Consider the following 25,076-nt stretch of genomic DNA (forward strand, 5'->3'; position numbering starts at 1 on the left):
GATTGCCGATCTGACATCATACCGAAGTTCGAGAGATCCTTAGGTCGCTTCCGGAAGCCTCGATCAGAGAGCTCCTGGATGGTTGCGATCGACCGAGCACGTAGATCAATCTTCGAAAGAAATCGATTGTTCGAAACAGATGCGCCGGTACCCGGCGCCAGGCGGGTAATTTGGCAGCAAGATACGACTTTCGGGTGCCGATCATCGTCTTCTGTCGCAGCCGTGTAAAACCAACCAAATCGGTCCGGGTACTGTAGACTGATGTATCGCTGTCCCAGCCACGTTCAATGGCCACGTCCCAGGGCAACGACATGACCCGCAACTTTGCCATTATCTTCTCCGCGCCGCTGCGCGTCACCAGATAGCATGCCGTGGAGCCCTGCGGTCCAAAGAGGCAGCGGCCCAAAATATCGCCTTCAGCACTTTGGGTGAAGGTTCTGAAACCTTTCCAGCGATGGTTCACGAATTTGATCAAGTCGGCATTTGGAGCTGCTTCCCTGGCAGCAATCGCTCGAGCCAGAAACGTATCGTCCAACAGGATATCGTCTTCAATGATGATCGCCGCGTCCCGCCCACCGGCAAGGACCTGTTCAAGCGCCAGCAAATGACTTCGATAGCAACCATATTCACCCGGCAGGATGTGCCTCCCATGCCGCTTTAGGAAAAGGCTCTCATCGACATCGATCCATTGTTCCCGAGGATAAAGCGCTCCATCGACACCTTCGACGCGATTGATTTCAATTGAAAGCTGGGCACTCTGCCGCGTCATCTCAGCCAGCCTCTCGGCGGCACGATCAATGTTGATGAGGTAGATGGGTAAAATCTGGGGGGACATAATCGCTCGTAAAATATTGACATTGGCACCGGCCCGCCTGCTCTTCAAGAGGCAAAGGCGTCAAACAATATGAGTACGCCGGGATGCGGATACCAGTCCCGACAGGCGCACGAGCCACATTTATGCGTGAGAGCAATCTGTAGAGCGGCGCTGCTTAGGGCAATGTAGGGTCTAGCGCGGGTTTCGAAAAGAAGACGCAGACCTGAAGCCACATGACGACCGGCGGTTTTGACCACCACCAAAGTTGCAGCACAGGAGCTTGCTGGGTGTTTATCAATTCATGGTGAGCGCGTCGGGGTTCGAACCCGAGACCTACTGATTAAAAGTCAGTTGCTCTACCGGCTGAGCTACGCGCTCCCTCGTCCGCGGGTGAAACACACCCCGGCTGGAAGTGCGCGGAACATATGCAGACACCCCATTCGGGTCAACCCAGAAAATAGTCGAATTTTCGTTGGTGACCGGTTTTCTTGGCCGTCGCGCAAAAAGGTGATTGGCATTCAACTCGGCCGGAAGATAGGAAGGCGGATTATTGCTTTAGCCGGAGTTCTTCGTGTCCATTGCCGATATCTCGCTGCTGAGCGCCTTGCTGGCTGGGGCGCTCTCCTTTCTGTCGCCTTGCGTGCTGCCGCTCGTGCCGCCGTATCTGTGCTATATGGCGGGCATTTCCGTTGAACAGTTCCGTGGCGGCGGTGCCGCCGTTTCGACGTCAGGACCTGTAGTGCGTGGTGGCGTGCTGTTTTCGGCGCTGTTCTTTACCCTTGGCTTTGCCACGGTCTTTGTTGCACTCGGGGCCGGCGCGTCCTCGATCGGCCTGCTTCTTCGCCAGCATCTCGAAATTCTGGCCAAGGTCGGCGGACTGATCATCATCGTCATGGGTTTGAATTTTCTCGGCGTATTTCGCCTGGGCATCCTTTCCCGCGAGGCGCGCTTTCAGGGCGGCGGAAAGCCGGCGACGCTGACCGGCGCTTATGTCATGGGCCTTGCCTTCGCTTTCGGATGGACACCTTGCATCGGCCCGGTTCTGGGCGCGATCCTTGGAGTCGCGGCTTCGCGCGATACGGTCGGGGCAGGCGCCGGGCTGCTCGCCGTCTATTCGCTGGGCCTGGCCGTTCCGTTCTGGATCGCCGCAGGCTTTTCCGGTGCTTTCATGAAATTCCTCGGCCGCTTCCGCCGCCATCTGGGAATGGTGGAAAAAGTAATGGGCGGCTTTCTCGTCGTGACCGGTCTCGCCTTCATATTCGGCTTCGTCAGCGACATGGCGATCTGGTTCCAACAAACCTTTCCGATCCTATCGCAGATCGGTTGAGGCCTGCGCCGCCGCTATCGCCGCAGCTTATCCGGCAGCATTGACGGCATTATCTTGAAGCCGCGACCTGGCTCGATGCCCTCGCGCATGACGATGTTGCGCAGTGGCGGCAGGGCGGAAAGCACATGCAGCCCCGCCGCGCGCAGCACCTGCACCGGCAGGAAGTCTGACAGCAGCGAGCGATTGAGCATGTCGACGCTGGCCGTGCGGCTGATGATATCGACGCGACGCTTGCGGTCAAAGCTATCGCCGACCGAAGCCCGTATCGGCTCTTGCGGGTGATCGGACAGGATTTCCGTCAGCACCATGACGTCACGAAGGCTGAGGTTCAGCCCTTGGGCACCGATCGGCGGAAACACATGGGCTGCCTCGCCGATCAGCGCTGCGCGGCCCTTGCCAAAGCGCTGCGCCGTCATGCCGGAGAGCGGCCAGACCTGCACGCCTGGTTCGACGGTCACTTTTCCTAGTAGCGATTGCATGCGATCTTCGACGAGGCGGCCAAGCTCTTCCATCGATTTTGTAGCGTTTACCGCAGCTTCTTCGGGCCTCTGCACCCAAACGAGGCTCGAGCGGTTGCCGGGCAGGGGAACCTGCGTGAATGGCCCGCTTTCCGTATGGAATTCCGTTGAAACATTCTGGTGTGGCGACGAATGTGCAAAGTTCAACACCATGGCCGATTGAGGATAGGACCAAGTCTTCAAGCCGATGCCTGCACTCTCCCGCACCATGGAATGTCGTCCGTCCGAGCCGACGATGAAAGACGATTCTATCGTCTCGCTATTGTCGAGCGTCACCGTCACTCCACGGTCCCGGATGTCGACGGAGGTGGCTGCCGCATCGATCCGGGCGATGTTTCCCTCTGATCGCACCGCATCGTCAAGCGCCCCGATCAGCGCGGTGTTCGGCATGTTGTAGCCGAACGCTTCGAGGCCGATCTCCGCGGCGCGAAAGGCCACCGTCGGTGCGCGCAAAAGACGCTTGGTGCCGTCGACGATTTGCATGGTCGATAGCGCCGCTGCGTTGGGCAGGATCTTGTCCCATATCGCCAGGCGCTCGAGAAAGCGAATAGACTGATCCATAAGTGCAGTGGTCCGACCATCCGGCTTCGACGACGAAGGCGCCGCAAGCGTGACTTGCCGACCGCCGCGCGCAATCGCGATCGCTGCGATCATACCTGCCAGACCACCGCCGACGACGGTCACATCCACATGTTTCATGTCACTGTCCTGTTTTGCCCATTGTCGAAACTAATCGCTCAGCCTGTTGAAATCCATGGGATGAAACATCGCAGAGGATGAAAATGACGGAAACAGGGTTTACCCTCGGAGATAATATGTGCTTTTGCGCTGGCAGCGCCTGACAAAGGATGCATATTGAAGAAAATAATTGCCTGCCGGGGTGGGCGCATAAAGGGTGGCGACACGGGGACGCATGAAAATCTTCAAGTACAGGCGGGTGCCATATGCGGAGATCCGCGCCTTTTCCGTGCACATATTGACCGCTTCCGGTTCGTTTCTCGCGTTTTTGGGCGTGGTCGCCGCAGCAGAGCACCGTTTTGTCGACATGTTCTGGTGGCTCGGTCTCGCACTTCTGGTCGACGGGATCGACGGACCGATCGCTCGCAAGGTCCGCGTCAAGGAGGTGCTGCCGAACTGGTCTGGCGATACGCTCGATAATATTATCGACTACGTGACCTACGTTTTGCTTCCTGCATTTGCACTCTATCAGAGCGGCATGATCGGCGAGCCCTGGTCTTTCGTCGCTGCCGGGATGATCGTCGTCTCCAGCGCGATCTACTATGCCGATACCGGCATGAAGACGGAGGAGTATTTTTTTTCCGGCTTTCCCGTTGTCTGGAATATGATCGTCTTCACGCTTTTCGTCATCGAGGCGAGCGCGATGACGGCTTTGATCGTCGTGGGCATCTCCGTGGTCCTCACTTTTCTACCGATCAATTTTCTGCATCCGGTTCGCGTCAAGCGGCTGCGACGGCTCAATCTCGGCATATTCCTGCTGTGGTCGGCGCTCGGCGTCTATTCGCTGCTTATGAATTTCGTGACACCCCAGTGGGCGTTGCTTCTTTTCATTGCAAGCGGGCTTTATCTCTATTGCATCGGCGCCGTACTGCAGTTTTTCCCTTCGTTGGGTCGACGCGCCAGCTAGGTCCAAAACCGGCCGCTGGAGCGGCCATGTAATTTGCTGTTGTGCGCAGCAGCAAAGTGGGTATCAATATCCTATAACCAATCCGCCGTTTATGGGATTGAGAAGAAACAAGAAATGAGTGGAACGAGACTGCCGAATCCGGAAAGATCCCAAATGGACAGGGCGGCAGGGAGAAATGAGGGGAACGTGTCGCCATCCAATGTGCCGGCAACCGGCGCGTTATTGTCGGTCCGCAAGCTGACGAAGCTCTTTGGCAGCTTTGCAGCCTGTAATGAAATCGATCTTGATATAAGGCCTGGCGAAATTCATGCCCTGCTCGGGGAAAACGGCGCAGGCAAGTCGACGCTAGTGAAGATGCTGTTTGGTGTCCTCGAGCCGAACGCAGGCGAAATCATCTGGCAGGGCAATCCGGTTACGGTCGGCTCGCCCGGCGGAGCGCGGAAGCTTGGCATCGGCATGGTGTTCCAGCATTTCTCCCTGTTCGAAGCCCTCACAGTTGCAGAGAACATTGCGCTTTCACTGGATGACAGCGTTTCAATCAGCAAGATTTCGGAGGAGGCCGCGGCGCTGTCGCATGCCTATGGCCTTCCGCTCGACCCAAACGCCCATGTAGCCGATCTGTCGGTCGGCGAGCGCCAGCGCATCGAGATCGTCCGCGCGCTGCTGCAGAATCCGAAACTGATCATCCTAGACGAACCCACCTCGGTCCTGACGCCGCAGGAAGCCGACCGCCTGTTCGAGACCTTGTTCAAGCTCAGGGCCGAGGGCCGTTCGGTCCTTTATATCAGCCATCGCCTCGAAGAAGTGCAGCGCATCTGCGACCGCGCGACGGTGCTTAGGCACGGCCGCGTCACCGGTGCCTGCGATCCCAAGCAGGAGACCACTGGTTCCCTTGCGCGAATGATGGTCGGCAGCGACGTTGCGAGCGTTGTCCACGAGGGCCTCGGTGCAAAGGGCGACATCCAGCTGGAAGTTGCGGGCCTTTCGGTCGCCGCGCGAACACCTTTCGCTATGCCGCTGAAGAACATATCGCTCCGGGTTCGCGCCGGTGAGATTCTGGCGATTGCCGGGGTGGCCGGCAACGGACAGGGTGAGTTGTTCGACGCCGTATCTGGAGAATATCCAGTCGGCTCCGACGATCTGATTTCGATCCGTAGCAATCCGGTCGGCACGGAGGGTATCGACGCTCGTCGGCTGCTCGGCGCCGGTTTCGTGCCGGAGGAGCGCCATGGCCATGCCGCCGTCACCGGCTTGAAGCTCTCGGAAAACCTCATGCTTGCCCGCAGCCAGTCGGACAGCAAGGCGTTTCTCGGCGGCGGCTTTCTCAGCATCATTCGTCGAGGTGCTGTCAAGCAGGCAACCAAACGGATTTGCGAAGCGATGGATGTTCGCAAGAGCGGCGAGGACCCTTCCGCGGGATCGCTGTCAGGCGGCAACCTGCAGAAATTCATCGTCGGCCGCGAACTTGACCGGCAGCCGGCGGTGCTGGTGGTCAATCAGCCGACTTGGGGCGTCGACGCCGGCGCTGCGAGCCGCATTCGCCAGGCTCTCGTCGACCTTGCACGCAGCGGCTCCGCGGTTCTCGTCATCAGCCAGGACCTCGACGAAATCTTCGAGGTTGCGACCGATATCGCCGTGATTTCCGAAGGCCGATTGTCCGCATCCTATCCCGCGGATGAGATGACGCGCGAAAAGATCGGTCTGCTCATGGGCGGAACGCACGGCGCCAAGGCCGAGCCGGAGCTTGCTCATGCGCATTGAACTCGAAAAACGCCCTCAGGTCTCGAAGCTGTTCGGCCTTCTTTCGCCGATGCTGGCACTGCTGCTGACGCTGATTGCCGGCGGGGTCATGTTCGTTCTGCTCGGCAAGGACCCGCTGGATTCGCTTTATGCACTGCTGGTCGAGCCGCTGCTAGATCCCTGGTCCCTGAATGAGCTGGCGAAGAAGGCGGCGCCGCTGATCCTAATCGCCGTCGGCCTGGCCGTTTGCTACCGGTCCAACAATTGGAACATCGGCGCTGAGGGCCAATACAGTATCGGCGCGATCTTTGGCTCGGCGATACCCGTCTATTTCTACGATTGGCAATCGCCGTTGGTCCTGCCGCTGATGTTGATCCTCGGCGCCCTCGGCGGGGCTCTGTTCGCAAGTATTCCGGCGCTCTTGAAGACGCATTTCAATACCAACGAAATCCTGACCAGCCTGATGCTGACCTATATCGCCCAGCTCTTTCTCGATTGGCTGACGCGCGGCCCATGGCGCAATCCCGACGGCCACGGCTTTTACGGCACGCGCGACTTTTCGCCCGATGAGGTGCTACCGGCCATATGGGATGATGTCATATCAGCGCATTGGGGCTTCGTCTTCGCGATCGTCGTGGCGATCCTGATGTGGTTCATGATGCGCTATACGCTGAAGGGCTTTGAAGTCGTCGTATTGGGACAGTCGGATCGGGCAGGGCGGTTCGCCGGCTTCTCGTCAAAGAAGATGGTCTGGTTCGGCTTCCTGCTTTCGGGTGCTCTGGCAGGCCTTGCAGGCATCTCGGAAGTTGCAGGCTCCATCGGCCATCTCCAGCCCGATATTTCGCCGAGCTACGGGTTTACGGCCATCATCGTCGCCTTCCTCGGCCGGCTGAACCCGCTTGGCATCATCGCGTCGGGCCTCGTGCTGGCGCTCACCTATATCGGCGGCGAAGCGGCACAGCTGTCGATCGGTATATCGGACAAGGTGACGCGCGTTTTCCAGGGGCTGCTCCTCTTCTTCGTGCTCTCCTGCGATACGCTCATCTACTACAAGATCCGCATTGTCTGGGCCCGGGTTCGCACCATTGTCGAGGCGGCAACATGACCTTCTTCGAAGCCGTCCTTTTGACCATCATCACCGCGTCGACGCCACTGGTCATCGCTGCCATAGGCGAACTGGTCACCGAACGATCAGGCGTATTGAATCTCGGCGTCGAAGGCATGATGATCATCGGCTCGGTCGGCGCATTCGTTGCGGCGCAGGTCAGTGGCTCTGCCTATGTCGGCCTTGTCGCGGGCATAGCGGGAGGGGCGGTGTTCTCGCTGCTCTTCGCATTCCTGACGCTGACGCTCGTCGCCAACCAGGTTGCTACCGGCCTGGCGCTGACCATTATCGGTCTCGGCGCTTCCGGCATGATCGGCGAAGCCTATGTCGGCGTGCCCGGCATCCGCCTTCTACCGATCGAAATCCCGCTCTTGTCGCAGCTGCCCTACGTCGGAGCAGCCTTGTTCAAGCAGGATATCGTCTTCTACATGTCGATCATCCTGGTTGTCGCCGTCAACTGGTTCCTCTTCCGCAGCCGCGCGGGGCTGAAAATCCGCGCGATCGGCGACAATCACGGCTCGGCCCATGCGCTCGGCATCGGCGTCATCCGCACGCGCTACCTGGCAGTGATGTTCGGTGGTGCCTGTGCAGGTCTTGCCGGCGCGCAGCTGTCATTGATCTATACCCCGCAATGGACCGAGAGCATGTCCGGCGGTCGCGGCTGGATCGCGTTGGCGCTGGTCGTCTTCTCCTCCTGGAGGCCGTGGAGAATTCTGGCGGGCGGTTACCTCTTCGGCGCGGTGACAATCTTGCAGTTGCACGCGCAGGCCTTCGGGGTCGGCATTCCGTCGCAGTTCCTGTCGATGCTTCCCTATGCGGCGACGGTCGTCGTGCTTATCATCATCTCTCATAATCGGCGTATGACACTGATCAATACGCCGGCATCGCTCGGCAAGCCATTTGTGCCGGATCGGTGACAGAACGCCAAAAGACGGGTTATCAGAAACTTTCAACCAAAAGGGATCACCATGAAAAAACTAGCCATTTCACTCGCTGCCACAGCAGCCCTGATCGTCGGCTTCGGCTCGGCCGCGGAAGCTGCCTCCAAGACGAAGGTCTGCTTCGTCTATGTCGGTTCCCGCACGGACGGCGGCTGGACGGAAGCTCATGAAAAGGGTCGCCTGCAGCTCCAGAAGGAATTTGGCGACAAGATCGAAACGCCGTTCCTCGAAAACGTTGCCGAAGGCCCCGACTCCGAGCGAGCAATCGAGCGTATGGCGCGTTCGGGCTGCGCGCTGGTCTTCACCACTTCGTTCGGCTACATGGACGCGACCGTCGAGGCCGCCAAGAAGTTCCCGAAGGTGAAGTTCGAGCATGCAACGGGCTTCAAGTCCGCCGACAATCTTGGAACCTACAATTCGCGCTTCTATGAAGGTCGCTACATCAGCGGCGTGATCGCCGGCAAGCTGTCAAAGACCGGAACCGCCGGCTACATCGCAACCTTCCCGATTCCGGAAGTCGTAATGGGGATCAATGCCTTCGAACTGGGCGCGAAGTCGGTTAACCCGAACTTCAAGATGAAGGTCATCTGGGTCAACACCTGGTTCGACCCAGGCAAGGAAGCCGATGCCGCCAAGGCCCTGATCGACCAGGGCGTCGACATGCTGGCGCAGCACACCGACACGACAGCGCCGATGCAGGTCGCCGAACAGCGCAAGATCAAGGCATTCGGCCAGTCTTCGGACATGATCAAGGCTGGTCCGACTGCCCAGCTGACTTCGATCGAGGACACCTGGGGTGCCTACTACATCAAGCGCGTCCATGCGCTTCTCGACGGCACCTGGAAGGCCGAGCAGAGCTTCGACGGCCTGAAGGACGGCATCCTGACGATGGCGCCCTATACCAACATGCCTGACGACGTGAAGAAGCTGGCTCAGGATACCGAAGCCAAGATCAAGTCCGGCGAACTGGCCCCGTTCACGGGTCCGGTCAACAAGCAGGATGGCACGCCATGGCTCAAGGCCGGCGAGAAGGCTGACGACGGCGCCATCCTCGGCATGAACTTCTACGTCGAAGGCGTCGACGACAAGCTGCCGAAGTGAACCATCGCCTTCTTCCGTGATTCGCAAAGGGCGCCCCGGTGGGCGCCCTTTTTTTGCTGCAGTGCGTCACAAGTTCCTTATTTACAAAAGTATTACTATATGATTTTTTGAACATGGCCGCGTGGAGGCGGCCCAATGGGAGGATATCATGAAATTGAAGACAGCACTCTTGAGTGCAACGATTCTGGCTGCCTGCATGTTCACCTCGGCATCGGCCGCGCAGCTCGTCGTCGGCTTCTCGCAAATCGGTTCTGAATCCGGTTGGCGCGCCGCTGAAACGACATTGACAAAGCAGCAGGCCGAAAAGCGCGGCATCGATCTGAAGTTCGCCGATGCGCAGCAGAAGCAGGAAAACCAGATCAAGGCGATCCGCTCCTTCATCGCCCAGGGCGTCAATGCCATCCTGCTTGCCCCGGTCGTCGAAACCGGCTGGGATGACGTGCTGAAGGAAGCCAAGGAAGCCAATATCCCGGTTATCCTTCTCGACCGCACAATCAAGGCTCCTGATGACCTCTACCTGACTGCTGTTACCTCCGATCAGGTTCACGAGGGCAAAGTCGCCGGCGACTGGCTGGTAAAGACTGTTGGAACCAAGAAGTGCAACATCGTCGAGCTCCAGGGCACCACTGGTTCCTCGCCGGCAATCGCACGCAAGCAGGGCTTCGAGGAAGCGATCAAGGGCCACGACAACCTGAAGATCATTCGTAGCCAGACCGGTGACTTCACCCGCACCAAGGGTAAGGAAGTCATGGAAAGCTTCCTGAAGGCCGAGAAGGGCGGCAAGGATATCTGCGCTCTTTATGCTCACAACGACGACATGGCCGTCGGCGCCATCCAGGCGATCAAGGAAGCTGGCCTCAAGCCCGGCAAGGATATCCTGACCATCTCGATCGACTCGGTTCCTGACCTGTTCAAGGCAATGGCGGCAGGCGAAGCGAACGCTACCGTCGAGCTGACACCGAACATGGCAGGCCCGGCCTTCGACGTGCTGGATGCCTACCTCAAGGACAAGAAGCTGCCACCGAAGTGGATCCAGACCGAATCCAAGCTCTACACTCAGGCTGACGATCCGGAAAAGGTTTACGAAGCCAAGAAGGGCCTCGGCTACTGATATTGAACCTCGAACCGCACCGGTCCATCATGGACCGGTGCGGAACGGCCGACGCGGCAGGTCGGACTTCATGTCCAGCGCTTCGGCATGCCTCGGCCAATATCAGGAAAATCATCGCTTCATGGCTCACGATTTCGCGAACATTCTCGCAGCCACAGGTTTCTGCAAATATTTCCCCGGTTCCACCGCGCTGGATCATGTCGACTTCACGCTGCGGCGCGGCGAGGTGCATGCGCTTCTCGGCGAGAACGGAGCTGGCAAATCGACGCTGATTAAATGCATGACCGGTGCATACCACCGCGACGCGGGCAGCCTCGTCCTCGACGGAACTGAAATTGATCCGCATGACACGCTGGCGGCACAGAAGCTCGGTATCGGCACTGTGTATCAGGAGGTCAATCTTCTCCCAAATCTGAGCGTGGCAGAAAACCTCTATCTCGGTCGACAGCCCCGCCGCCTCGGCTTGGTAAGCAATCGCGATATGAACCGTCAGGCCCGTCATTTGCTCGAGCCCTATGGCATCGATATCGACGTGACTGCTCAGCTCGACCGCTTTTCAGTTGCTATCCAGCAGGTGATCGCGATCGCGCGCGCCGTCGATCTCTCGGGCAAGGTTCTCATTCTCGACGAACCGACCGCCAGTCTCGATACGCAGGAAGTGGCGATGCTCTTCAGCATCATACGTAACTTGAAGAACAGGGGTTTGGGAATTGTTTTCATTACGCACTTCCTCGAGCAGGTCTACGAGATCAGTGACCGCATCACCGTCCTGCGCAACGGACGGTTGGTCGGCACGAGGGAGACGGCGGGTCTGGATCGCCAAACCTTGATCGGCATGATGCTTGGTCGCGAACTCGCCCATGCGGAAGCCGCCGCAAAGCAGACGACCACCACCAGAGGCCCCGTCAAATATCGCTTTGCCAATTTCGGAAAGCGCGGAAAGATCAAGCCATTCGATCTCGAGGTTCGTGTCGGGGAAGTTGTCGGCATTGCCGGTCTGCTTGGTTCGGGAAGAACGGAAACCGCCGAAGTGATGTTCGGCGTCGAGCGGGCGGATAGCGGCGAGGCAACGATAGACGACAGGCCCATCGCCTTGCCCGGACCCCGCGCCGCCATCAAGAACGGCTTCGGTTTCTGCCCGGAAGATAGAAAGACCGACGGCATCATCGGCGATCTGTCGATCAGGGAGAATATCGTCATGGCGCTCCAGGCTCGCCGCGGCTGGGCGCGTCGCCTTTCCAGGGGTGAGCAGAATTCGCTTGCGGACCATTACATCAAGGCACTCGATATACGCACCACGGACCGCGAAAAACCGATCCGGCTGTTATCGGGGGGCAACCAGCAGAAAGTCATCCTCGCGCGTTGGCTGGCGACTAACCCAAGTTTCCTCATCCTCGACGAACCGACCCGCGGCATCGACGTTGGAGCCCACGCCGAGATCATCCACCTCATCGAGAATTTGTGCCGGCAGGGAATGTCACTGGTCGTGATTTCTTCGGAGCTTGAGGAACTTGTCGCCTACAGCTCGCGCGTCATCGTATTGCGGGACCGGGAACACATTGCCGAGCTTGCAGGAGAGAATATCTCTGCAAGCCATATCATCGATGCGATTGCGGCATCCCACACCGAAAGGGAGGATGCATGAGCCCCTCGCTGAAAGCCTTGCTTGTCCGCCTCACGCCTCAGTTGATCGCACTCGCTGCCATTCTTCTGTTGAATTTCATAATGTTCCCGCGGTTTTTTCATTTGGAAATTCAGAATGAGAGGCTGTATGGGAGCCTGATCGACGTGCTCAATCGTGGTGCTCCCGTCGCACTCCTGGCGATCGGCATGACGCTGGTCATAGCCACGAAGGGCATCGACCTCTCGGTTGGAGCGGTCATTGCCATCTGCGGGGCGGTTGCCGCGTCCTCGATCGTCTCTGGCAATTCGCTGGCCTACACGCTTGTCCTAGCTCTCGGCACTGGGTTGCTCTGCGGGCTGTGGAACGGTTTCCTCGTTGCCATCCTCGACATCCAGCCGATCATCGCAACACTCGTCCTGATGGTCGCCGGTCGCGGCATCGCCCAGCTGATCACCGAGGGCGTCATCCTGACGTTCAACAATGACGGGCTGACTTTCTTCGGTAGCGGCTCCTTCGCCTGGCTCCCCATGCCGGTCGTCATCTGGCTGCTGGCGGGGCTCGCGGTCATCCTGCTCGTCCGGCGCACGGCGCTCGGCATGCTCGTCGAGGCGATCGGCATCAACCGGCGCGCCAGCACGCTGGCGGGGATCCAGACGCCCGTCCTGCTGATCGCGGTCTATGTCCTGAGCGGCCTGTGCGCCTCCGTCGCCGGTATCATCGTTGCAGCCGACATCAAGGGGGCGGACGCCAACAATGCGGGCCTCTGGCTTGAGCTGGATGCGATCCTCGCAGTCGTTGTCGGTGGCAACTCGTTGCTCGGCGGTCGCTTCAGCATCCTTGGCTCACTGATCGGAGCGATGATCATCCAGTCCGTCAACACCGGCATCCTGCTCTCCGGTTTCCCGCCGGAATTCAATCTGGTGATCAAGGCGGTGATCGTCATCATTATCCTGGTCATTCAGTCGCCGGCCCTCCAGTCCGCTGCTGTCTTCTTCAGCCGCAAGCCGGAAGGCCGACCGAGCATTCAAGAGGAGCGCGCGAAATGAACTCGAAATACCTGCCGCTGCTTGCGACCATCGTCATCTTCATTGTCGCCTATGCCGCCTGCGCGCTGCAATATCCGACCATCCTGTCGACCCGGGTTGTCGGCAACCTCCTGACGGACAATGCCTTTCTCGGCATCGCAGCAGTCGGGATGACCTTCGTGATCATATCGGGTGGCATCGACCTGTCGATCGGCTCGGTGATCGCATTCACCGGTGTCTTCCTTGCGGTGATCCTGCAAAAGACCTCGATCCACCCGCTCGCGGCCTTCGTCCTCGTTCTGGCCATTACCACGGCGTTCGGGGCCGCCATGGGCGCGATCATCCACTATCTGAAAATGCCGCCCTTCATAGTGACGCTGGCCGGCATGTTCCTGGCGCGGGGCATGGCCTTCGTCATGTCCATCGACAGCATCCCCATCGACCATGCGTTCTACGCCCAGCTGACGGGCCTCTACTACAAGATGCCCGGAGGAGGGCGCTTGACGTTGATCGGCGGCGTGATGCTTCTGGTCTTTGCGGTCGGCATCGTCCTTGCCCAGCGCACGCGCTTCGGCGCCAACGTCTACGCGCTCGGCGGCGGAGTGCAGACGGCGGAGTTGATGGGGGTGCCGGTGGCACGCACGACCATCCAGATATACGCACTTTCGGGCTTCCTGGCCGGTCTATCCGGAATCGTTTTTTCGCTTTATACCTCCGCAGGATACTCACTGGCGGCGGTCGGCGTCGAGCTCGACGCTATCGCTGCAGTGGTTATCGGGGGGACGTTGCTGACCGGCGGCGCGGGGTTCGTAGGAGGAACCCTCATCGGCATTCTCATTCAGGGCTTGATTCAGACCTACATCACTTTCGACGGCTCGCTTTCCAGCTGGTGGACGAAAATCTTGATTGGACTTCTGCTCTTCGCGTTCATCCTGATGCAGAAAGGCCTGCTTCTTCTCTCCCGTGTCGACCGGAAATATGCCTGAGGGAGGACGAGGCGCTTGCGCAATAGATTGCTTGAGGCACAACGAGCGGGAGGCAAGACCCGGACCAGTCACGCGCAGGTCGTGGATGATCTCGGTAAAGGGATCATTTCGGGTGCTTTCCCGATCGGCAGCGTTCTGCCAGGCGATGCCGAGCTGGTGCAGCGTTTCAAGGTATCGCGGACCGTCCTGCGTGAAAGCATGAAAACGCTGGCCGCCAAGGGTCTCGTCGTTCCGAGAGCCCGCGTCGGCACCAAGGTCACGGAGCGAACCCGCTGGAACATGTTCGACAGCGATGTTCTGACATGGCACTTCGAAAGCGGTGTCGATCAGGAATTCCTGCTGCATCTCTATGATGTTCGGTTGGCTTTCGAGCCTTTCGCAGCCGGCCTCGTCGCCGAGCGGGCCGGCGCGGACGAGATCGAGGCTTTGCGGCTGCTCGCGGAAGACATGGCGTCATCGGACCACACGACCGACAGCCTGGCCGTGGCCGATCTCCGATTTCACCTTGCTATCGCCGAAGCCTCTCACAATCCTTTCATGCGCACCCTTGGCAGCCTCATCGAGGCGGCGCTGGTAGGCATGTTCCGTATGAGCGCGCCGCCGTCCGGATTCAGCGATATCTCCACTACGCATATGCGGATCGTCGACGCTATCGTCGCAGGCGATGGCGCGGCGGCCCGCAAGGCTATGGAAGCTGTCATTCTCGACGGCAGGGATCGTATTCTGGGAGGTTTTCGCGCCTCTCCGCGCAAATAGCCCGACCGATTTTCACCTTGGTTCCAGCTCCGACAAGCTGCTATGAGACGGCAGATCGGAACGCCTGGCTTTAAACCACCTGATTCATCGGAGCTTCGACATGACCCGCACCTGCCTTGCCATCATCCTTGCCGCCGGCGACAGCACACGCATGAAATCGTCGATGTCGAAAGTCCTGCACCCCATCGCCGGTCGGCCAATGATTGCTCACGTCGTCGAAGCGATATCCAGGACGGATATTTCGACCGCGGCTTTGGTTGTCGGCCGCAATGCCGGAGAGGTGACTTCGGCGGCAAGTGTTGCCGGTATCAAGGTGGAATCTTTTTTGCAGAAAGAACGGCTCGGCACCGGCCATGCGGTGCTCGCCGCCCGGGATGCCATTGCCGTTGGTTATGACGACATCCTGGTTGCCTACGGAGACGTCCCGCTCATCACCGACGGCCCCTTGCGCGCTGCTCGCCAGGGCCTGGCCGACGGCGCCGATGTTGTCGTCATCGGCTTTCACACCGATCGGCCGACCGGCTACGGCCGGTTGCTGGTCAAGGACGACGAACTTATCGCGATCCGCGAAGAAAAGGATGCCACGGACGCCGAGCGGACTGTCACCTGGTGCAACAGCGGTCTGATGGCAATCAACGGCCGCAAGGCACTCGAGCTTCTCGACCACATCCGCAACGATAATGCCAAGAGCGAATTCTACCTGACGGATCTCGTCGAGATCGCCCGTTCGCTCGGCGGACGTGCCGTTGCGGTCGACGCGCCGGAACAGGAACTGACCGGCTGCAACAATCGTGCCGAACTCGCCGTAATCGAGCGTCTTTGGCAGGAACGCCGCCGACACGAACTGATGCTGTCGGGCGTCAGCATGATCGCGCCTGAAACCGTCTTCCTCGCCTACGACACGGTCATAGGTCTGGATGTGCTGATCGAGCCGAATGTGGTCTTCGGCCCCGGCGCCGTTATCGATAGCGGCGCCGTTATCCATGCCTTCTCCCATATCGAAGGCGCTCATGTCAGTGCCGGCGCGACGGTGGGGCCGTTCGCGCGCCTGCGTCCCGGAGCCGATCTGGCCGACGGTTCGAAGGTCGGCAATTTCTGCGAGGTCAAGAACGCCAGGATCGGAGAGGGCGCCAAGGTGAGCCACCTCACCTATATCGGCGACGCCACCATCGGCGCAGGCAGCAATATCGGCGCAGGCACGATCACCTGCAACTACGATGGCGTCAACAAATACGAGACGCATATCGGCAAGAGCGCATTCGTCGGTTCCAACTCCTCGCTCGTAGCGCCCGTGACGATCGGCGACGGAGCTTACATCGCGTCGGGGAGCGTCATCACGGAAGACGTCCCGCCTGACGCTCTGGCACTTGGCCGAGCACGGCAGGAGATGAAGCCGGGTAGGGCGAAGGTCATTCGCGAACGTGCTTTGGCCCTCAAGGCTGCCAGGAAGCGGTGACCTAAGTCTAAAGGTTATGATCGCGTAACGATCAGAAACCGAAAGTGACCATCGTCCCAATTGTGAAAACTGATAGAATCATTAGGACTTGCCTCAGCGTCAGGGCCGGATGGAGAGTGCTTTATGTGTGGTATCGTAGGGATTGTCGGGACGAGCCCGGTGGCGGGGCGTCTGGTCGATGCGTTGAAACGCCTCGAATACAGAGGTTATGATTCGGCGGGCGTCGCAACGATCCATGACGGCGTTCTCGAGCGTCGACGCGCCGAGGGCAAGCTCTTCAATCTCGAAAAGCGCCTCGACAGCGAGCCTTTGGCCGGGCTTACCGGTATCGCCCACACGCGTTGGGCGACCCATGGCATCCCGAACGAGACCAATGCCCATCCGCATTTCGTCGACGGCGTTGCAGTCGTCCATAACGGCATCATTGAGAATTTCTCGGAGTTGCGCGAGGAACTGAAGGCAGCCGGCGCCGTCTTCACAACGCAAACCGACACCGAAGTCGTGGCGCACCTGCTCGCAAGATACATCCGCGATGGCCTCGATGCCCGCGCCGCGATGTTGAAGATGCTCAATCGCGTCACTGGAGCCTACGCGCTTGTCGTCATGTTCAAGGAAGACCCGAACACCCTGATGGCCGCCCGCTCCGGGCCGCCGCTTGCCATCGGCCACGGCCGTGACGAGATGTTCCTCGGCTCCGATGCCATCGCTCTATCCCCCTTCACCAATGAGATCACCTACCTGGTCGACGGCGACTGCGCGATCGTCACCCGCGACAGCGCGACGATTGTCGATTTCTCCGGAGAGCCGGTTCAAAGGGCGAGCCAGATCTCGCTTGCGACCGCTTTCGTTGTCGACAAGGGCAACCACCGGCACTTCATGGAAAAGGAGATCTACGAGCAGCCGGAGGTCATCTCCCACGCGCTGAGCCATTACGTGGATTTCGCGAGCAACCGCGTCAGTCCCAACGCCTCGGCGATCGACTTCTCAGCCATCTCTGGCCTTGCGATATCCGCCTGCGGTACCGCCTATCTGGCGGGCCTTATCGGCAAATACTGGTTCGAGCGCTACGCCCGCCTGCCGGTCGAAATCGATGTCGCGTCCGAGTTCCGCTATCGCGAGATGCCGCTCTCGCCGACGCAAGCCGCGTTGTTCATCTCACAGTCCGGCGAGACGGCCGATACGCTGGCATCGTTGCGCTATTGCAAGGACAGTGGCCTCAAGATCGGCGCCGTCGTCAACGTCAGGGAATCGACCATCGCGCGTGAATCCGATGCTGTCTTCCCGATCATGGCCGGCCCCGAGATCGGCGTCGCCTCGACGAAGGCCTTTACCTGCCAACTAGCAGTGCTTGCCTCGCTTGCAATCGGTGCTGGCCGTGCGCGCGGCACCGTGAGCGCGGAGCAGGAAAAGACGCTGGTGCGGCATCTGGCCGAGATGCCGCGCATCATGAGCCGGGTCCTGAACCTGATCCAGCCGCAGATGGAAAGCCTCGCACGCGAAATCTCCAAGTTTACCGACGTGCTCTATCTTGGTCGCGGAACAAGCTATCCGCTTGCAATGGAAGGCGCGCTCAAGCTCAAGGAAATTTCCTACATCCATGCCGAGGGCTATGCCGCCGGCGAGCTGAAGCATGGCCCGATCGCGCTGATCGACGAAAACATGCCGGTTATTGTCATCGCACCCCATGACCGCTTTTTCGACAAGACCATTTCGAACATGCAGGAAGTTGCCGCGCGCGGCGGACGCATTATATTTATCACCGATGAAGCAGGCGCCGCAGCCTCAACGCTGCCGACAATGGCAACGATCACACTGCCGAATGTCGACGAAATCATCTCGCCGATGATCTTTTCGCTGCCGATCCAATTGCTGGCCTACCACACGGCGGTCTTCATGGGTACGGACGTCGACCAACCGCGAAATCTGGCAAAGTCAGTCACGGTGGAGTGAGCGGAACAGCTCAGCTCCGACAAGCAGTAAAGTCGTCGTGAATTGTATGTCTGACACGCCCGCCGTACCCTCGGGCGGGTTGTGCGGTGCAACGATTTCTGGCAATTTCGAACAGTCTGGCTACGGGGGATTTGCCGGAAGCGACGGAAGGCTGAACGGAGTTCACGAACGGCGAATGACCCATATTCCCAAGAGACTTTCTCTGCGACTGTCAGTAGCGGCCCGGATCAGAAACAACTTTTTGACCGGTCTGATAATCTGCGCGCCAATCGCGATAACCCTATGGCTGACATGGTCGGTGGTTCATTGGGCGGACAGCTGGGTCGAGCCTTACATTCCGGCACGCTACGATCCGGAAAGCTACCTGAACTTCGCCGTGCCCGGTACCGGCCTGATCATCGCGATGATCTTCATCACGATCATCGGCTTCCTCGGCAAGAACCTCATCGGGCAAAGCATCGTGCAATTCGGCGAGGCGCTGGTGCGCCGGGTACCGCTGGTACGCACGATCTACAAGAGCCTGAAGCAGATTTTCGAGACGGTGTTGAACGAGCAGAGCACGTCGTTCAAGCAGGTCGGGCTGATCGAATATCCTAGTCCCGGCCTCTGGTCGCTGGTCTTCGTCGCGACAGATGCCAAGGGCGAAATCGCCTCGAAATTCAATGCGATGGGGAAGGATATGGTCAGCGTCTTCCTGCCGCCGACACCGGTTCCGACCGCAGGCTTTCTCATCTTCGTTCCGCGTGAAAAGATCGTCATCCTCGACATGAGCCCCGAGGACGGCGCCAAGTTGCTGATTTCAGGTGGCCTTGTAACACCGGAATACAAGGACAAGCTCGTGACCGCGGCACTGGCGGCTCCGACGCCTAAGAGAACACCGCTACCCAGCGCGAAGAAAGCGGATCGCCTCATCACGCCGGAATAGGTAAAGCAGGGTGCGAACGGCCATGCCGCGCTCGCCGGTCAGATCCGGATCTCGCTCGATCAGGTAGGCCGCATCCTTCCGGGCGATTTCCAGCAGGTCGGCATGGGCTTCGAGGCTTGCTATGCGGAAGCCCGGCGTTCCGGACTGGCGCGTGCCAAGCAGTTCGCCTTCGCCGCGCAGCTTCAGATCCTCCTCTGCGATCCGGAAACCGTCCTCCGTGTCGCGCATGATCGACAGGCGTGCATGGCCGGTTTCGCCGAGCGGACCCTTGTAGAGCAGGATACAGGTCGATGCCTCGTCGCCGCGCCCGACGCGGCCGCGAAGCTGGTGCAGCTGCGCCAGCCCGAAACGCTCGGCGTGCTCGATCACCATGATCGTGGCATCCGGTACGTCGACCCCGACCTCGACTACGGTCGTCGCCACCAGCAGGCGCAACTCCCCGTTCTTGAACGCCATCATCGCAGCGTCCTTCTCCGGCCCGCTCATCCGCCCGTGGATCAGCCCGATGCCGGGTCCGAGAGCCTTGCTGAGGGACTGGTGCCGCTCCTCTACCGACATCAGGTCCGACTCGTCGGACTCCTCGACCAGCGGGCATATCCAATATGCCTTCCGCCCCTCGGCAAGCGCACTGCGAAGCCTGCCGACCACATCGCCCGTTCGCTCCGTCGGAATCGTGATGGTTTGGATCGGCTTGCGTCCGGCTGGCTTCTCGGTGAGCTTCGACACGTCCATGTCGCCGAAGGCCGCAAGCACGAGGGTCCGGGGGATCGGCGTCGCAGTCATCACCAGCATGTGCGGCGAGATGCCCTTGGCGGTCAGGCGCAGGCGTTGATGGACGCCGAAGCGATGCTGCTCGTCGACGACAGCAAGCATGAGGTTGGCATAGGAAACGCTGTCCTGGAACAGCGCGTGCGTGCCGATGACGATCTGCGCCTCGCCCGAAGCGATGCGCTCAAGGATGGCGTCGCGCTCGCGTCCCTTCGTGCGACCGGTCAGGACCTCGATCGAAAGGCCCGCGGCGGTGGCAAATTTCGAGATTGTCGCGTGATGCTGTCGCGCCAATATTTCCGTCGGCGCCATCAGGACCGCCTGGCCGCCACTTTCGATAACCGCCGCGATCGCCATCAGCGCCACCAGCGTCTTGCCGGCCCCAACGTCACCCTGCAATAGGCGCAGCATTCTCTCCGTGCCCGCCATATCCTTCAAAACATCCGCGATCGCCTCCGTCTGGCTTCCTGTCAGGGAAAATGGAAGCGATTTCAGAATTTTGCTGCTGATTGCTCCAGTGGCGTGCACCGGCTGGCCCGCCACCTTACGCAGGCGCTGGCGGACGAGGGAAAGAGAGAGCTGTCCGGCGAGGAACTCGTCATAGGCAAGCCGTCTGCGAGCAGGCGCCTGGGGGTCGATATCGGTCGCATCGCGTGGATCGTGCAGCGCCCGGAAGCATTCCGCTATCGTCGAGAAACCCTGTTTCGGCACAAGTGGAGGGTCGATCCACTCCGGAAGCTCAGGCATGCGCGCAAGGGCCGCCAGGATAGCCTTCCTCACCACACGCAAGGTTAGCCCCGCCGTCAACGGATAAACGGGCTCGACCAGCGGCAGCGTCTCGCCCTCGCTCTCACGAACGATATAGTCCGGATGCACCATCGAGGGGCGGCCGTTGAACCAATCGACCTTGCCGCTGACAGTCACGATCTCGTCGAGAGGAAGCTGCTTCTCCAGCCATTGCGCCTTGCCGCGGAAAAACACCAATCCGAGCTCGCCGGTCTCGTCATGAAGGAAAACGCGGTAGGGAGCATTGCTGCGGGGAGGCGGCGCCTGATGTCGATCGACCCGCCCGGTGATCGTAACGATAACGCCCTGGGGCGCCTGCGCGATTTGCGGCTGCTCGCGCCGGTCGATCAGCGACGACGGCGCATGGAACAGGAGATCGATGACCCGACAATCGTCCACGGTCTCGCGATCAAGCAGCCTCACCAGCAAGTCGGCAACTTTCGGCCCGACGCCTGGCAGGGATGAAATGGATGCAAAGAGCGGATCGAGAATGGCGGGGCGCATGATGAGGGCAAAATGCGATGGCTGAGGCCGACTTGGCAAGGCCGAATGGCACGATCCACCGGTTCATATCCCAGCGCGCCCCGGAAAAATCCACCGCTGCGGCTTTTTTCCCAAAAACCGGTTCCCACTTTTCAGGCCGATGCTCTATAGAGACGCTTCAACAGGAAGGTTTATCTGATGACCGGAGTGACACTGAGCAGTGCCGATCTCGATCCGCGCCGCAGGCGAATTCTGTTCCGTTGCTGGCACCGCGGCATTCGCGAGATGGATCTGGTGTTCGGCCAGTTCGCCGATGCCCATCTGCCGACGCTCTCGGAGGCGGAGCTGGACGAGTTCGAAGTCATCATGGACGAGGAAGACAACGATCTGGCCCGGTGGATATTGGGAACGCTGCCAGTACCGGAACGGCTGATGACGCCGCTTTTTTCACGCATCGCGTCCTACAAGCCGGACTTTGAAGAGATGACTGCTGCAACGCTCGGGAAAGCGGTATGATTCCTGGTCTGGACGTAAGGAAGCTCGCAGCGGCCGCTGAGCCGCTGACGATCGGCAATGTGCCGGCCGGGCTCGATCCCTTCATTATCGCCGAATTGGCCCGCAGTGGCGAACCGGTGGCCTATGTGCTGTCCGATGGCCAGCGCATGGCCGATATCGAACAGATGCTTGGTTTCATTGCGCCCGATATCCCGGTGCTGACGCTGCCGGCGTGGGATTGCCTTCCTTACGATCGTGTCTCGCCGAGTTCCGATACGTCGGCCCGTCGTCTTGCTGCACTCGGCGGGTTGATCGCCCATCGCAGGAAGCCGCATGCGGCGATTGTCCTGGTCACGGTCAACGCGATGCTGCAGAAGGTAGCCCCGCAAGACATCATCGAGAGCCTGGCATTCTCGGCAAAGCCCGGCAACCAGGTCCGGATGGACGACATCGCCGGCCGCCTGGAGCGCAATGGCTTTGATCGCGTCGCAACCGTGCGCGAGGTCGGCGAATATGCCGTTCGCGGCGGCATACTCGACGTCTTCGTTCCAGGAAGCGAAGAGCCGGTACGCCTCGACTTTTTTGGCGACACGCTTGAGACCATCCGCAGTTTCGATCCAGCCAGCCAGCGAACGACCGGTCAGGTGCGTTCCCTCGATCTCAACCCCATGAGCGAAGTCACGCTGACGCCGGATACCATCAGCCGCTTCCGCAAGAACTATCTGACGTTGTTCGGCGCAGCGACGCGCGACGACGCGCTTTACCTCGCTGTGTCGGAAGGCCGGCGCTATCCCGGAATGGAGCATTGGCTGCCGCTTTTCTACGAAAAGCTCGAGACTGTCTTCGATTATCTCCACGGCTTCCGCTTCATCACCGATCATACCGTCCGGGAAGCGGCCGAGGAGCGATCGAAGCTCGTCAGCGACTACTACGATGCCCGACTGAATACCGGCGAGCCGCGCAAGGGTGCGATGGCACAAGGCACACCCTACAAGCCGATTGCGCCGGGGCAACTCTATCTCACCGGCAAGGTCTTCGGCCAGACGCTGGACGCATTCAACGCGATCCGATTGTCGCCGTTCAACGAGATCGAGGGTGAGGCGAGGCGGGTTGTCAACGTCGAGGCCCGCCAGGGCCCGCGCTGGGCTCGTTCGGCGCAGGAAAGCGTCGACGCCGAGCGGATCAATGTGTTTGACGCGGTGGTCAAACACATCGCCGACCGTCGCGCCAGCGGCGGCAAGGTGCTCATCACCGCCTGGACCGAGGGTTCGCTCGACCGGCTGCTCCAGGTGCTTGCGGAACATGGCCTCGCGCGCATCAAGACGATCGAGGCAATGAAGGACCTGGACGGGCTGGCAAAGGGCGAGGCGGCTGCGGCCGTCCTCAGCCTGGAGGCTGGTTTCGAGACAGGAAACCTGGCCGTCATCGGCGAGCAGGACATCCTCGGCGATCGGATGGTCCGCCGCTCGAAGCGCCGCAAGCGCGCCGCCGACTTCATCTCCGAGGTTGCCGGTCTCGACGAAGGCTCCATCGTCGTTCACGCAGAGCACGGTATCGGTCGTTTTGTCGGTCTTCGCACGATCGAGGCGGCCGGCGCGCCGCATGCCTGCCTTGAGCTGCAATATGCCGACGATGCCAAGCTCTTCCTGCCGGTGGAGAATATCGATCTTCTGTCGCGCTTCGGCGGCGAGGGCACCGAGGTGCAACTCGACAAGCTGGGCGGCGGCGCCTGGCAGATGCGCAAGGCCAAGCTCAAGAAGCGGTTGCTGGATATGGCCGAAGGTCTCATCCGCGTCGCCGCCGAGCGCTTGATCAGACAGGCGCCGGCGCTGATAGCACCCGACGGCATATACGACGAATTCGCAGCCCGGTTTCCCTATGACGAGACCGAGGATCAGGCCAACGCCATCGACGCCGTGCGCGACGATCTGGCTGCAGGTCGCCCGATGGATCGTCTCGTTTGCGGTGACGTCGGCTTCGGCAAGACCGAGGTGGCGCTTCGCGCCGCTTTCGTCGCCGCGATGAATGGTGCCCAGGTCGCTATCGTCGTGCCGACAACACTGCTCGCGCGCCAGCATTTCAAGACATTCACGGAGCGGTTCCGCGGTCTGCCGATCCGGGTCCAGCAGGCATCGCGGCTTGTCGGCTCCAAGGAATTGGCGCTGACCAAGAAGGAAGTGGCGGAGGGCAAGACCGATATCGTCGTCGGAACGCATGCGCTGCTCGGCGCCGGCATCAAATTCGCCAATCTCGGCCTGCTCGTCATCGACGAGGAGCAGCATTTCGGGGTCAAGCACAAGGAGCGGCTGAAGGAACTGAAGAGCGACGTGCATGTGCTGACCTTGTCGGCAACGCCGATCCCGAGAACCTTGCAGCTGGCCATGACGGGCGTCCGCGAACTGTCGCTGATTACCACGCCGCCGGTCGACCGCATGGCGGTTCGCACCTTCATCTCGCCGTTCGATTCTCTCGTCATCCGCGAAACGCTGATGCGCGAACATTACCGCGGCGGCCAGAGCTTTTACGTTTGTCCGCGGCTGGCCGACATCGCAGATATCCAGGCCTTCCTGCAGTCCGACCTCCCGGAACTCAAGGTGGCCGTCGCCCATGGCCAGATGCCGGCTGGCGAACTCGAAGACATCATGAATGCCTTCTACGAAGGCCGCTATGACGTTCTGCTGTCTACTACGATTGTCGAATCCGGCCTGGATGTACCCACCGCCAATACGCTGATCGTGCATCGCGCGGATATGTTCGGTCTTGCCCAGCTCTATCAGCTTCGCGGTCGGGTCGGACGTTCCAAGGTCCGCGCCTTTGCACTCTTCACGCTACCGGTGAACAAGGTGCTGACGACGACGGCGGAACGCCGGCTGAAGGTGCTGCAGTCGCTCGATACGCTCGGCGCCGGCTTTCAGCTCGCCAGTCATGATCTCGATATTCGCGGAGCGGGCAACCTGCTCGGCGACGAGCAGTCCGGCCACATCAAGGAAGTCGGCTTCGAACTATACCAGCAGATGCTTGAGGAGGCCGTGGCCGAGGTCAAGGGCGTCGACGAGATCCGCGACACTGGCTGGTCGCCGCAGATATCGGTCGGAACGCCCGTCATGATCCCGGATGATTACGTGCCGGATCTGCATCTGCGCATGGCGCTCTATCGCCGCCTCGGCGAGATTACCGAGCTCAAGGACATCGATGGCTTCGGCGCCGAGATGATCGACCGCTTCGGCCCTATGCCGATCGAGGTGCAGCATCTGTTGAAGATCGTCTACATCAAGTCGCTTTGCCGCGTTAGCAATGTGGAGAAGCTGGATGCCGGGCCGAAGGGTGTGGTCGTGCAGTTCCGTAACAAGGAATTCCCCAATCCCGCCGCCCTCGTCGGCTATATCGCCAAGCAGGGCTCGATGGCGAAGATCAGGCCGGACCACAGCGTCTTTCTGACACGCGATCTGCCGACGCCGGAGAAAAGGCTCTCCGGCGCAGCCATTGTCATCACTCAATTGGCGGAACTGGCGAAATAGCG

19 protein-coding genes and 1 tRNA gene are annotated in these 25,076 nt (G+C 60.1%); 16 read left to right on the forward strand and 4 right to left on the reverse strand.

Going from position 1 to position 25,076, the window contains the following annotated elements; translation table 11 throughout:
• Window positions 1-16 precede the first annotated feature (16 nt).
• Together CPY51_RS21420 and CPY51_RS21425 are read right to left on the reverse strand one after the other, a co-directional pair.
• Complete coding sequence (locus tag CPY51_RS21420) at window positions 17-883, reverse strand: glycosyltransferase family 25 protein (RefSeq protein WP_244598743.1); 867 nt, start codon at window positions 881-883, stop codon at window positions 17-19.
• 233 nt (window positions 884-1,116) lie between these two features.
• Window positions 1,117-1,192: transfer RNA gene (locus CPY51_RS21425), tRNA-Lys, on the reverse strand.
• A 193-nt stretch (window positions 1,193-1,385) separates the two neighbouring features.
• On the opposite strand from CPY51_RS21425, the gene CPY51_RS21430 reads away from it, so the two are divergent.
• Window positions 1,386-2,141, forward strand: coding sequence for a cytochrome c biogenesis CcdA family protein (locus CPY51_RS21430; RefSeq protein WP_111162244.1), 756 nt, complete (start codon window positions 1,386-1,388; stop codon window positions 2,139-2,141).
• Between the two features lie 14 nt (window positions 2,142-2,155).
• On the opposite strand, the gene CPY51_RS21435 is transcribed toward CPY51_RS21430, so the two are convergent.
• Window positions 2,156-3,358 carry a UbiH/UbiF family hydroxylase gene (locus tag CPY51_RS21435; RefSeq protein WP_111162245.1) on the reverse strand — a complete coding sequence of 401 codons (1,203 nt, stop codon included), beginning with the start codon at window positions 3,356-3,358 and terminating at the stop codon, window positions 2,156-2,158.
• 214 nt (window positions 3,359-3,572) lie between these two features.
• On the opposite strand from CPY51_RS21435, the gene pcsA reads away from it, so the two are divergent.
• The 13 genes from pcsA to CPY51_RS21500 all read left to right on the forward strand — a co-directional run bounded on the left by pcsA (window position 3,573) and on the right by CPY51_RS21500 (window position 19,024).
• Window positions 3,573-4,304, forward strand: coding sequence for a phosphatidylcholine synthase (gene pcsA, locus CPY51_RS21440; protein ID WP_111162246.1), 732 nt, complete (start codon window positions 3,573-3,575; stop codon window positions 4,302-4,304).
• Window positions 4,305-4,490: 186 nt separating this feature from the next.
• Window positions 4,491-6,065: an ABC transporter ATP-binding protein gene (locus CPY51_RS21445; RefSeq protein ID WP_111162247.1), complete on the forward strand. Its 1,575-nt coding sequence runs from the start codon at window positions 4,491-4,493 to the stop codon at window positions 6,063-6,065.
• Window positions 6,055-7,149 carry an ABC transporter permease gene (locus tag CPY51_RS21450; protein WP_111162248.1) on the forward strand — a complete coding sequence of 365 codons (1,095 nt, stop codon included), beginning with the start codon at window positions 6,055-6,057 and terminating at the stop codon, window positions 7,147-7,149. Before CPY51_RS21445 ends, CPY51_RS21450 begins: the two co-directional genes overlap by 11 nt.
• Window positions 7,146-8,066, forward strand: coding sequence for an ABC transporter permease (locus tag CPY51_RS21455; RefSeq protein ID WP_111162249.1), 921 nt, complete (start codon window positions 7,146-7,148; stop codon window positions 8,064-8,066). The genes CPY51_RS21450 and CPY51_RS21455 overlap by 4 nt, the downstream gene beginning before the upstream one ends.
• A 51-nt stretch (window positions 8,067-8,117) precedes the next feature.
• Window positions 8,118-9,191 carry a BMP family ABC transporter substrate-binding protein gene (locus tag CPY51_RS21460; RefSeq protein WP_111162250.1) on the forward strand — a complete coding sequence of 358 codons (1,074 nt, stop codon included), beginning with the start codon at window positions 8,118-8,120 and terminating at the stop codon, window positions 9,189-9,191.
• 148 nt (window positions 9,192-9,339) lie between these two features.
• Window positions 9,340-10,302: a galactofuranose ABC transporter, galactofuranose-binding protein YtfQ gene (gene ytfQ / locus CPY51_RS21465; RefSeq protein WP_111162251.1), complete on the forward strand. Its 963-nt coding sequence runs from the start codon at window positions 9,340-9,342 to the stop codon at window positions 10,300-10,302.
• A gap of 121 nt (window positions 10,303-10,423) precedes the next feature.
• A complete protein-coding gene (gene ytfR, locus CPY51_RS21470) occupies window positions 10,424-11,947 on the forward strand; it encodes a galactofuranose ABC transporter, ATP-binding protein YtfR (RefSeq protein ID WP_111162309.1) in 1,524 nt (507 codons plus the stop codon).
• Window positions 11,944-12,972 carry an ABC transporter permease gene (locus CPY51_RS21475; protein ID WP_111162252.1) on the forward strand — a complete coding sequence of 343 codons (1,029 nt, stop codon included), beginning with the start codon at window positions 11,944-11,946 and terminating at the stop codon, window positions 12,970-12,972. The genes ytfR and CPY51_RS21475 overlap by 4 nt, the downstream gene beginning before the upstream one ends.
• On the forward strand, window positions 12,969-13,937 hold the full coding sequence (yjfF, locus tag CPY51_RS21480) for a galactofuranose ABC transporter, permease protein YjfF (RefSeq protein WP_111162253.1): 969 nt from the start codon (window positions 12,969-12,971) through the stop codon (window positions 13,935-13,937). The genes CPY51_RS21475 and yjfF overlap by 4 nt, the downstream gene beginning before the upstream one ends.
• Before the next feature lie 15 nt (window positions 13,938-13,952).
• Window positions 13,953-14,693: a FadR/GntR family transcriptional regulator gene (locus CPY51_RS21485; protein ID WP_111162254.1), complete on the forward strand. Its 741-nt coding sequence runs from the start codon at window positions 13,953-13,955 to the stop codon at window positions 14,691-14,693.
• Between the two features lie 100 nt (window positions 14,694-14,793).
• Entirely contained in the window at window positions 14,794-16,149 is a 1,356-nt protein-coding gene (gene glmU, locus CPY51_RS21490) for a bifunctional UDP-N-acetylglucosamine diphosphorylase/glucosamine-1-phosphate N-acetyltransferase GlmU (protein WP_111162255.1), read from the forward strand.
• A 123-nt stretch (window positions 16,150-16,272) separates the two neighbouring features.
• Window positions 16,273-18,099 (forward strand): glutamine--fructose-6-phosphate transaminase (isomerizing), encoded by a 1,827-nt coding sequence (gene glmS / locus CPY51_RS21495; protein WP_111162256.1) that lies wholly within the window; start codon window positions 16,273-16,275, stop codon window positions 18,097-18,099.
• A gap of 175 nt (window positions 18,100-18,274) precedes the next feature.
• Complete coding sequence (locus CPY51_RS21500) at window positions 18,275-19,024, forward strand: DUF502 domain-containing protein (RefSeq protein ID WP_111162257.1); 750 nt, start codon at window positions 18,275-18,277, stop codon at window positions 19,022-19,024.
• Here CPY51_RS21500 and recG read toward each other — a convergent pair.
• A complete protein-coding gene (recG, locus tag CPY51_RS21505; protein ID WP_111162258.1) occupies window positions 18,980-21,082 on the reverse strand; it encodes an ATP-dependent DNA helicase RecG in 2,103 nt (700 codons plus the stop codon). The genes CPY51_RS21500 and recG overlap by 45 nt on opposite strands.
• A gap of 177 nt (window positions 21,083-21,259) precedes the next feature.
• On the opposite strand from recG, the gene CPY51_RS21510 reads away from it, so the two are divergent.
• Together CPY51_RS21510 and mfd are read left to right on the forward strand one after the other, a co-directional pair.
• On the forward strand, window positions 21,260-21,577 hold the full coding sequence (locus CPY51_RS21510; RefSeq protein WP_111162259.1) for an FAD assembly factor SdhE: 318 nt from the start codon (window positions 21,260-21,262) through the stop codon (window positions 21,575-21,577).
• Window positions 21,574-25,074, forward strand: a complete 3,501-nt coding sequence (mfd, locus tag CPY51_RS21515; protein WP_111162260.1) for a transcription-repair coupling factor — start codon at window positions 21,574-21,576, stop codon at window positions 25,072-25,074. Before CPY51_RS21510 ends, mfd begins: the two co-directional genes overlap by 4 nt.
• Window positions 25,075-25,076: the final 2 nt, after the last annotated feature.

Source organism: Arminella tubonensis (assembly GCF_003240585.1).
In the GTDB taxonomy this organism is placed as follows: domain Bacteria; phylum Pseudomonadota; class Alphaproteobacteria; order Rhizobiales; family Rhizobiaceae; genus Rhizobium; species Rhizobium tubonense.

What these genes read in the sequence shown, in the direction of transcription:
- CPY51_RS21435 (WP_111162245.1), bottom strand. Translation starts at nt 3,358, where the DNA reads ATGAAACATGTGGATGTGACCGTCGTCGGCGGTGGTCTGGCAGGTATG.
- pcsA (WP_111162246.1), top strand. Translation starts at nt 3,573, where the DNA reads ATGAAAATCTTCAAGTACAGGCGGGTGCCATATGCGGAGATCCGCGCC.
- CPY51_RS21450 (WP_111162248.1), top strand. Translation starts at nt 6,055, where the DNA reads ATGCGCATTGAACTCGAAAAACGCCCTCAGGTCTCGAAGCTGTTCGGC.
- CPY51_RS21455 (WP_111162249.1), top strand. Translation starts at nt 7,146, where the DNA reads ATGACCTTCTTCGAAGCCGTCCTTTTGACCATCATCACCGCGTCGACG.
- CPY51_RS21460 (WP_111162250.1), top strand. Translation starts at nt 8,118, where the DNA reads ATGAAAAAACTAGCCATTTCACTCGCTGCCACAGCAGCCCTGATCGTC.
- ytfQ (WP_111162251.1), top strand. Translation starts at nt 9,340, where the DNA reads ATGAAATTGAAGACAGCACTCTTGAGTGCAACGATTCTGGCTGCCTGC.
- ytfR (WP_111162309.1), top strand. Translation starts at nt 10,424, where the DNA reads ATGGCTCACGATTTCGCGAACATTCTCGCAGCCACAGGTTTCTGCAAA.
- CPY51_RS21475 (WP_111162252.1), top strand. Translation starts at nt 11,944, where the DNA reads ATGAGCCCCTCGCTGAAAGCCTTGCTTGTCCGCCTCACGCCTCAGTTG.
- yjfF (WP_111162253.1), top strand. Translation starts at nt 12,969, where the DNA reads ATGAACTCGAAATACCTGCCGCTGCTTGCGACCATCGTCATCTTCATT.
- glmU (WP_111162255.1), top strand. Translation starts at nt 14,794, where the DNA reads ATGACCCGCACCTGCCTTGCCATCATCCTTGCCGCCGGCGACAGCACA.
- glmS (WP_111162256.1), top strand. Translation starts at nt 16,273, where the DNA reads ATGTGTGGTATCGTAGGGATTGTCGGGACGAGCCCGGTGGCGGGGCGT.
- CPY51_RS21500 (WP_111162257.1), top strand. Translation starts at nt 18,275, where the DNA reads ATGACCCATATTCCCAAGAGACTTTCTCTGCGACTGTCAGTAGCGGCC.
- recG (WP_111162258.1), bottom strand. Translation starts at nt 21,082, where the DNA reads ATGCGCCCCGCCATTCTCGATCCGCTCTTTGCATCCATTTCATCCCTG.
- CPY51_RS21510 (WP_111162259.1), top strand. Translation starts at nt 21,260, where the DNA reads ATGACCGGAGTGACACTGAGCAGTGCCGATCTCGATCCGCGCCGCAGG.
- mfd (WP_111162260.1), top strand. Translation starts at nt 21,574, where the DNA reads ATGATTCCTGGTCTGGACGTAAGGAAGCTCGCAGCGGCCGCTGAGCCG.